Genomic DNA, 8859 nt, shown 5'->3' on the forward strand with positions numbered 1-8859 from the left:
TGATCAGGATTGATTTTAAATATACAAATAACATCATTTTTGTTAGACTTATTTTAAGGTCAAAGGAACTCATAAAAACCTATTGCAGCAGTTCGAAGCATAGCGGCTTCCAAAAAAGTGCGATATAATTTGGACTGGGTCGTTTGACCGTATATTTGATACATAGCGCATTTTTTAATTGAGAACGAGAAAAAGGAGGTCTTATCTTTGCAGCTCTTACATTTTGCTATTTTATCGCCTTTTTTATTTGCCATTATCATTCCCTTCTTGGCAAAATACGCAAAAAGAGTGCACACGGGCTGGTTTGTGTTGATCCTGCCCGTCTTGCTGTTTATATACTTTCTCCCAATGATCAGGATGACACAATCGGGAGAAACACTGCGGTCGGTATTGGAGTGGATTCCTTCACTTGGCATTAACTTTACCGTTTATATAGATGGTCTCGGATTGTTATTCGCCTTGCTGATCACAGGCATCGGCTCTTTGGTCACTCTTTACAGCATTTTTTATTTATCGAAAGAAAAAGAACAGCTCGGGCCCTTTTATGTCTATTTATTGATGTTTATGGGTGCGATGCTCGGTGTCGTTCTTGTAGACAATGTCATGGTCCTCTATATGTTTTGGGAACTGACAAGCCTTTCGTCATTCTTGCTGATCGGATATTGGTATAAGCGTGAAAAGTCGCGCTACGGCGCTGCCAAATCACTTTTGATTACGGTCAGCGGCGGGCTGTGCATGCTCGGCGGATTTATTCTCCTTTATCTGATAACAGATTCCTTCAGTATTAGAGAGATGATTCATCAGGTTCAATTAATTGCCGGACACGACTTGTTTATCCCGGCTATGATTCTCATTTTATTAGGGGCATTTACAAAGTCCGCGCAATTCCCTTTTTATATCTGGCTGCCTGATGCGATGGAAGCTCCGACGCCTGTCAGCGCATATCTCCATTCAGCTACTATGGTGAAAGCCGGCATTTATGTAATTGCGAGATTCAGTCCTATTTTCGCCTTTTCAGCTCAGTGGTTTTGGATCGTTTCCCTCGTTGGGCTCTTTACGATGGTATGGGGTTCATTCCATGCCGTGAAACAAACTGATTTAAAATCGATTTTGGCGTTTTCAACCGTCAGCCAGCTCGGTATGGTCATCTCCATGCTTGGGGTCAGTGCCGCAGCTCTTCATTACGGCCATACAGAATATTATACAGTTGCCGCCATGGCTGCCATTTTCCATTTAATCAACCACGCTACCTTTAAAGGAAGCTTGTTCATGGCAGTCGGGATTATCGATCACGAAACAGGCACTCGGGACATCCGGAAGCTCGGCGGCCTGATGGCGATTATGCCGATTACATTTACCATTTCCTTAATCGGGACATTTTCAATGGCCGGACTTCCGCCGTTTAACGGATTTTTGAGTAAGGAAATGTTTTTCACAAGCATGCTTCGCGTAACACATTTCGATCTGTTCAACGTGCAGACATGGGGCGCTTTATTTCCTGTTCTCGCCTGGATCGGAAGCGTATTTACATTTATCTACAGCATGAAATTGCTGTTTAAAACGTTCAGGGGAAGTTACCAGCCTGAGCAGCTTGAAAAACAGGCTCACGAAGCGCCGGCTGGCATGCTCGTATCTCCTGTCATTCTGGTCGCGTTTGCTGTCAGTCTCTTCTTTTTCCCAAATATCCTGTCCTACAGCTTGATTGAGCCGGCGATGAACTCGATCTATCCGACACTGCTGGACAGCCATGAGAAATTCCATGTTCACATTTCGCAATGGCATGGGCTGAATACGGAAGTGCTGATGACTGCAGGAATTATTGTTATCGGCACCATTGGATATTTGACGATGAATAAGTGGAAGGGAATCTATAAGCTATTTCCTTCGAAGCTCACACTCAATCGGTTATACGACAAGCTTGTGACTCTGATGGAAAAAGGTTCTTACCGAGTCACCAAACAATATATGACCGGCTTTTTAAGGGATTATTTGCTGTACATCTTCGCTGGTTTCATCATTCTGATGGGCGGAGCTTTTGTCATCAAAGGCGGATTTTCCTTTACAACGGAAGGCATGGCTAAAATCGGCGTATACGAAATTATTCTGACGCTTGTCATGATCAGCGGCACAGCGGCGACTGTTTTTGCCAGATCAAGACTGACGGCGATTATTTCACTCGGTGTTGTCGGTTATACGCTCGCATTGTTTTTTGTGATTTTCAGAGCGCCGGACTTGGCATTGACCCAGCTTGTCATTGAAACGATTTCTGTCGCACTGTTTCTGCTTTGTTTCTACCATCTGCCGAAGCTGCGGCTGAAAAAGAAAACGAGAACATTCCGGATGACGAATTTCATCATTTCTTTAGGCGTCGGGATTATCGTCACTCTGCTCGGCATCGCATCTTCAAGCCAGCGTACAAAAGACAGCATCGCATCCTTCTTCACAAAACACAGCCACGATCTCGGCGGAGGGGATAATGTCGTCAATGTCATCCTCGTTGATTTCAGGGGCTTTGATACGATGTTTGAAATAACGGTGCTGACGATTGCCGCTCTTGGCATTTACAGCATGATTAAAACAAAAGTAAAAGAGGAGGGGAAAAGCGGTGAATGAACAAAAAACAAATGACTTAATTCTTCAAACCGTGACAAAGCTTGTATCCTTTATCATTTTGCTTTTCTCTTTCTATTTATTTTTATCAGGGCATAACGCGCCTGGAGGAGGCTTTGTCGGCGGGCTGATCACGTCCTCTTCCATCGTTCTATTGCTGCTGGCATATGATTTAAAAACCGTGCGTTCGATTTTGCCGGTTAATTTCATTTATGTCGCGGGAGCCGGACTTCTGCTCGCTGTATTAACCGGCGTTGGCTCCTTTGTCTTCGGAGCTCCTTTTTTAACCCATACATTCGGATATTTTCAGCTGCCGATCCTTGGGAAAACGGAGCTTGCCACGGCGACGATATTTGATTTAGGCGTTTATCTAGTTGTCGTAGGCATTACGATGACCATTATTCAAACGATTGGAGAGGAAGAATAATGGAAATCTTAATGGCTGTTTTAGCCGGTATTATTTTTATGGCAGCTACGTATTTGCTGCTGTCTAAAAGCCTGCTCCGCGTCATTATCGGGACAGCACTGTTAAGCCATGGCGTTCATTTAATGCTTTTGACTATGGGAGGATTAAAGAAAGGCGCCGCTCCGATTTTGAGCGAGCATGCCAAATCATTTGTCGATCCGCTTCCACAAGCCCTGATTTTGACGGCAATTGTCATTTCATTTGGCGTTACATCATTCATCCTCGTCATGGCCTTTAGGGCTTATCAGGAATTGAAATCGGACGATATGGATCAAATGAGGGGAAATGATCAACATGAATAATTTTGTTATTTTGCCAATCCTGATCCCACTCCTGTCGGCCATTCTGCTGATTTTCATGACGAAGAATCTGATGCTCATGCGAATCTTCAGCACTGCGGCATCGGCAATCGGGATTGTGATCAGCGGCATACTCGTACAGACTGTCTTCACAAAAGGTATCCAGACACTCAGTCTGGGCGGCTGGAAAGCGCCGTACGGTATTGTGCTCGTCGCAGACCAATTCGCCAGCCTGCTCGTTCTCACAACAGCGGTAATCGGTTTATTGGTTGGGCTTTATTCCTTCCGTTCCGTCGGTGAAAAACGGGAGCGTTCCTTTTATTACTCCGGCGTGCAGTTCTTGCTTGCCGGCGTCAGCGGAGCGTTTTTAACAGGCGATTTATTTAATATGTACGTATTTTTTGAGCTTCTGCTTATTGCTTCCTATATGCTGATTGTATTAGGCGGCACAAAAATTCAGCTGCGGGAGTCCATTAAATATATTGTGTTTAATATCGTGTCGTCGGCCATGTTTGTCATCGGTGTCGGCTTTTTATACGCTGTAACCGGTACGTTGAACATGGCGGACTTAAGCGCCAAAATCAGTGAATCCGGGCAAACAGGCCTGATTACTGTCATCAGTGTCCTGCTGCTGATTGTATTCGGTATGAAGGGCGGAATCTTCCCCCTCTACTTTTGGCTTCCGGGCTCGTATTACGCGCCTCCGGCGGCAATCTCCGCGTTGTTCGGCGCATTGCTGACAAAAGTCGGTTTATATGCGATCACGAGGGTTTTCACATTGATTTTTATTCACGATACAGCCTTTACCCATCAGCTGATGATTTGGCTGGCGGCACTGACTGTGATTTTCGGTGTTATCGGTTCACTCGCTTATACGGATGTCATGAAAATTGTGATCTACAACATTATCACCGCTGTCGGTGTGATTTTGTTCGGTGTGGCAGTTCATACCCCCGCATCCATTCAAGGCGCAATTTACTACCTGATTCACGATATGCTGATTAAAGGCGCTTTATTTATGCTGGCGGGCACGCTGATCGCACTGACTGGAACAGCGAGCCTGCATAAAATGGGCGGGCTGATCAAACGCTACCCTGTTCTTGGATGGATGTTTTTCATTTCAGCTATTTCTCTTGCGGGCATCCCGCCTCTCAGCGGATTTGTCGGCAAATTTAAAATTGCGGAGGGCGGCTTCGCGGAAGGTGAATTTACGATTTCCATGCTGATTCTGCTTTCAAGTCTGCTCGTACTATACTCTGTGCTGAGGATCTTTATACATGCGTTTTGGGGCGAAGAAAAAGAAACACCAAAACCAAATTATAGAACAGCTAAAGGACTTCTTTATCCGGCAGCTATTTTTCTCTTACTGTCTCTGCTCTTCGGTTTGGGCACAGAATGGGTGTCCCCTTACGTTGATCAAGCGGCCGAGACGCTGCTGAATCCGGAAAAATATATTGAAGCTGTTTTGAAGGAGTAGATCGCATGGCATTTCAAATTTTATTAAATGTGTTTCTCGCATTTTGCTGGATGTTCTTGAGCAATGATCCAAGCGCCGCAGGATTTATCACAGGCTATGCTCTGGGAATGCTCTCTCTCTTTTTCTTCCGGCGCTTTTTTACCCGCCAGTTTTATCTATGGAAAATGTTTTCTATTATCAAACTCTTTTTGATTTTTTTAAAGGAACTGTACCTTGCCAATGTCAGTGTAATGAAATCAGTCCTATCGCCGAAACTGAATATCAGACCGGGCATTTTCGCTTTTAAAACAGAGCTCACGAAGGATTGGGAAATCACCCTGCTGTCACTGCTCATTACGTTAACGCCGGGAACCTTGGTGATGGATATTTCCGATGACAGGACGATTCTTTACATTCACGCGATGGATATTGAGGATGCGGAAAAAGCCATTTTTGATATTCGGGAGTCATTTGAGAAAGCCATACAGGAGGTGAGCCGCTGATGTTTACGCTGATTCTGCAAATCGCGCTCGGCATTATGGCAGTGTCTACCCTTTTGTATGTCATTCGTGTCATTAAAGGACCGACTGTGCCTGACCGGGTTGTGGCTCTGGATGCAATCGGCATCAATCTGATCGCGATCACGGCGCTTGTCTCCATTTTGCTGAAAACAAGTGCGTTTCTGGATATTATTTTGCTGCTGGGGATCTTATCGTTTATCGGAACAATTGCATTTTCTAAGTTTTTGGAGAAAGGAGAGATTATCGAAAATGATCGAAATCGCTAAAGTCGTCGTGGCTGTATTCATTCTGCTCGGCTCTCTTGTATGCCTTGCCGCTTCATTTGGGACGCTTCGTCTTCCTGATATGTATACACGCTCACACGCTGCTTCTAAAGGCTCAACATTAGGCGTCAATATGGTTCTGCTCGGTGTCTTCTTCTTTTTGTGGTTTATAACCGGGGAAATATCGGCTAAAATCCTGCTCGGGATTTTCTTTATCTTTATTACGTCGCCTGTCGGAGGGCACTTGATCTGCCGTGCTGCGTACAACTCCGGCGTCAAGCTTGATGAGAGAAGTGTACAGGATGACTATAACGGGATCAGAAACTTTGTGATTAAACGAAAAGAGGATTCTTACTTATAAAAATAAGCAGCCGGACAGGCAGAGTTCCGGCTGTTTTTTTATTTCTTGATGACAGCCAGCGTGCATCTGGATATACAGATCAGCCTCTCTTGCTCGTCATAGATGTGTATTTGATAGACAATGGTCGTTCTGCCTTTATGAACGGGCTCGGCTACTGCCTTTACCGTTCCTTCCTTTACGGATTTCAAATGATTGGCGTTAATCTCCAAACCGACACAAGCTTGTGTTGTGTGATCAATCAGATTTTGCGCACCTGCGCTCGCCGCGGTCTCCGCCAGAGCAACTGAAGCGCCTCCATGCAAATATCCGAACGGCTGCACCGTCCGATGATCCACCGGCATGACCGCAACGCATCGTTCCGCCGTGCTTTCAACAATCTCGATTCCAAGCGCTTCAAGCAATGTGTGTTTCATATCCATCATATACAACTCCCTTATTTAAAGTACACCGTCTGATTTCGCAATCAAAACCGCTTCCGTCCGGGAACCGACATTCAGCTTATTGAAAATCGATGTCAGGCTGTATTCAATGGACCGCTTGCTTAAATGAAGCGCATCTGCGATTTCTTGGTTTGTAAATCCCTTTTCAACTTCTTGAAGAATCAGGCATTCTCTAGGTGTGAGCACATCTTGTTCTTTTTGAGAGGAAGGAGCCGGCTTTGTTTTTTGCTGAGTCATCAGCTGTTTAAAATAAGCAAAATCGACTAAAATTTCTCCGTTGAGTACGTGGTATATGTATTGGGTGATCTTTTCTTTCGATTCGGTTTTGCTGATGGCACCGTGCAGACCCGCACGAATCGCTTCCTCAAAATAATCCTCGACCTCATAACCGGTATACACGATAATTTTACAATGAGGATTCTCTTGTAAAATCTGTTTAGAAAGCTCCATCCCATTGACCTCGCCGCCTAAATTCAGATCCATTAAAATGAGATCATATGACGAGAAATCATGCTGCTTGATAAACTGTTCGCTCGGTTCAGGACTGAGACAATCAACAGACAGATTCGAATCCGTTTCCAAAATTGTCTTGGTGCCTTCCATGACAGCCGGATGGTCATCAATCACTAGTATCTTTTTCATGTTTTCCTCCCTTTTACTCACTCATTTCCATTTTATAAAAAAGACTTGGCCTGTGCCAAGTCGTTTCCGTTATAAAACCATTACAATTCGATTTCAATATCAGCCTTAAAGCCCTTTCCTTCACTTGTTTCAATCCGAAGGCGTCCATCTAAAGCCCTGACTCTCTCCTTAATGCCAGAAAGCCCCATGCTCATGGAATGCTCATTATTTTTTTCTTGATCAAACCCTACGCCATTGTCCTCATAATGAAGAACGATTTTGTTTTGAATACTGATGAGCATAATCAGCACATCCGTCGCCTGAGAGTGCTTGACCGCATTAGACAGAAACTCTTGAATGATCCGGTACAAATTCAGCTGCGAATCCAGATCAAGCGAAGCCGTAAATCTGCCCGTATTTAAACGGATATGAAACGGCACCCGCTCCTGCTGCTGCGCCACAAGCTTCGACAGCGCCTTCACCAGCCCAAGATCATACAGAAGCTGCGGCCGCAGCTCATGACACGTCTCCCTCGTCATCGAAATCACATCAGACATCTGCTCATTCATCTGTACAAGCTTGTCCTGCACCTCTTCCTGGCACGGATTATCGTCCTTCTTAAAATCAGCCAAAAACAGCTCACACTGGCGCTTTAAGGAAATCAAATCCTGAAGAACGGAATCGTGGAGATCGCGGGCGAGTCCTGAACGTTGTTTTTCTTCGATTGCAAACATTAGCTTTTTCAGCCATATCGGGTTGGTTCCCTCTTGCTTTAAGTCCTTCAAATGTTCCATGAGCTCCTCAATATGCAGGACATTTTCCATGGACACACTTGTATAAAAAGACAGTGTTTTCAGCCACGATATTTCATCACGTGTTAGCCGGGGAGTGTTAATATTAGATAAACAAAGCAGAACATAAGAACTTCCGCCTCGTTCACCAACTTTCATAAGAAAGCCTTGATTGACTTCTATAATTTTCCCGATTTCTGATGTTACGTTTTCAAACTCCTCTTGATAAAGGTGCCAGTCCGGTCCGATTTCATGCTTATCTAAAAATATCACTTTGTGATCAGGAGTAACTTCAAAGGTATAAGCTTTACTTACAAGTAAAACATCCAAAATAGTTTTTTTCAGTTCTTTAAAGACTTGTTGAAGAGAAGTTACACCCCTCATTAGCTGAGTATATTTAAAGATACTGTCCTGATAGTTGAATTTTTCAGAGAAACGTTTTAACCGAAATTTAAAATCTATGACCTCTTTAAAGTAAAAGACAGCGAACATGACAACGAAAAAAAATACAGTTTGACGCACAGGGTTCATCTGAATTTCCATTACATCAAACCAAACTAATGCTCCAACTATAAATAGAGTTGGTATCATAGCAAGTAGAGCGTAATATCTCATTCTTCCTAAAATAAACTCTATATCAAACATTTTATTGGCTACAAATTGATACACTAAACCAAACGGAATAAGTACCAGTAATGATGCAGAGACTAATGCAGGGAAAATATAATTACCAGTAAATATTATTGGAAGAACATAAAATATCAAAAATGGCGCAAATGATAGAGTATTTGTTAGAATTAATAATTTAAGAATAAACGAATGCTCAGCATATTTATATTTATTAAGATGAAAGTATATCGACAAAAAAGCAAATAGAGTCAATATCGCAAAAGAAACCAAGTTAACAGTCGCTAAAAAATCAATATCAACTTGTAAATAGGCTCGGAAAAACTCAATTCCAACATTAAATATTGGTATGATATAAAGAAAAGAGATTCTATTCAAAAAAGCTTTTCCTATTTCTCTAAGAT

Annotated in this window: 10 protein-coding genes; 7 read left to right on the forward strand and 3 right to left on the reverse strand. The window is 43.3% G+C overall.

Going from position 1 to position 8859, the window contains the following annotated elements:
- Nucleotides 1–207 precede the first annotated feature (207 nt).
- Genes LWH95_RS17400 through mnhG form a run of 7 tightly spaced genes read left to right on the forward strand, consistent with a single transcriptional unit; the run spans nt 208 to nt 5976 of the window.
- On the forward strand, nt 208–2613 hold the full coding sequence (locus LWH95_RS17400) for a Na+/H+ antiporter subunit A (RefSeq protein ID WP_133486207.1): 2406 nt from the start codon (nt 208–210) through the stop codon (nt 2611–2613).
- Complete coding sequence (locus tag LWH95_RS17405) at nt 2606–3037, forward strand: Na(+)/H(+) antiporter subunit B (RefSeq protein WP_003241054.1); 432 nt, start codon at nt 2606–2608, stop codon at nt 3035–3037. Before LWH95_RS17400 ends, LWH95_RS17405 begins: the two co-directional genes overlap by 8 nt.
- Nucleotides 3037–3378 carry a Na(+)/H(+) antiporter subunit C gene (locus LWH95_RS17410; RefSeq protein WP_003220730.1) on the forward strand — a complete coding sequence of 114 codons (342 nt, stop codon included), beginning with the start codon at nt 3037–3039 and terminating at the stop codon, nt 3376–3378. The genes LWH95_RS17405 and LWH95_RS17410 overlap by 1 nt, the downstream gene beginning before the upstream one ends.
- On the forward strand, nt 3371–4852 hold the full coding sequence (locus LWH95_RS17415; protein ID WP_232920067.1) for a Na+/H+ antiporter subunit D: 1482 nt from the start codon (nt 3371–3373) through the stop codon (nt 4850–4852). The genes LWH95_RS17410 and LWH95_RS17415 overlap by 8 nt, the downstream gene beginning before the upstream one ends.
- 5 nt (nt 4853–4857) lie before the next feature.
- Nucleotides 4858–5334 carry a Na+/H+ antiporter subunit E gene (locus LWH95_RS17420; RefSeq protein ID WP_003241050.1) on the forward strand — a complete coding sequence of 159 codons (477 nt, stop codon included), beginning with the start codon at nt 4858–4860 and terminating at the stop codon, nt 5332–5334.
- Nucleotides 5334–5618: a Na(+)/H(+) antiporter subunit F1 gene (locus tag LWH95_RS17425; protein WP_003241049.1), complete on the forward strand. Its 285-nt coding sequence runs from the start codon at nt 5334–5336 to the stop codon at nt 5616–5618. Before LWH95_RS17420 ends, LWH95_RS17425 begins: the two co-directional genes overlap by 1 nt.
- Nucleotides 5602–5976 carry a monovalent cation/H(+) antiporter subunit G gene (gene mnhG, locus LWH95_RS17430; RefSeq protein ID WP_060399388.1) on the forward strand — a complete coding sequence of 125 codons (375 nt, stop codon included), beginning with the start codon at nt 5602–5604 and terminating at the stop codon, nt 5974–5976. The genes LWH95_RS17425 and mnhG overlap by 17 nt, the downstream gene beginning before the upstream one ends.
- A gap of 38 nt (nt 5977–6014) precedes the next feature.
- On the opposite strand, the gene LWH95_RS17435 is transcribed toward mnhG, so the two are convergent.
- The 3 genes from LWH95_RS17435 to comP form a co-directional block, all read right to left on the reverse strand.
- Nucleotides 6015–6395: a hotdog fold thioesterase gene (locus LWH95_RS17435; RefSeq protein WP_019259331.1), complete on the reverse strand. Its 381-nt coding sequence runs from the start codon at nt 6393–6395 to the stop codon at nt 6015–6017.
- A gap of 18 nt (nt 6396–6413) precedes the next feature.
- Nucleotides 6414–7058 (reverse strand): two-component system response regulator ComA, encoded by a 645-nt coding sequence (gene comA / locus LWH95_RS17440; protein ID WP_003220716.1) that lies wholly within the window; start codon nt 7056–7058, stop codon nt 6414–6416.
- 80 nt (nt 7059–7138) lie between these two features.
- Nucleotides 7139–8859: two-component system sensor histidine kinase ComP (gene comP / locus LWH95_RS17445; protein WP_232920068.1), on the reverse strand; the 1721-nt coding region annotated here is incomplete at its 5' end.

This window comes from Bacillus sp. G16 (assembly GCF_021282335.1).
Lineage (GTDB): Bacteria > Bacillota > Bacilli > Bacillales > Bacillaceae > Bacillus > Bacillus inaquosorum.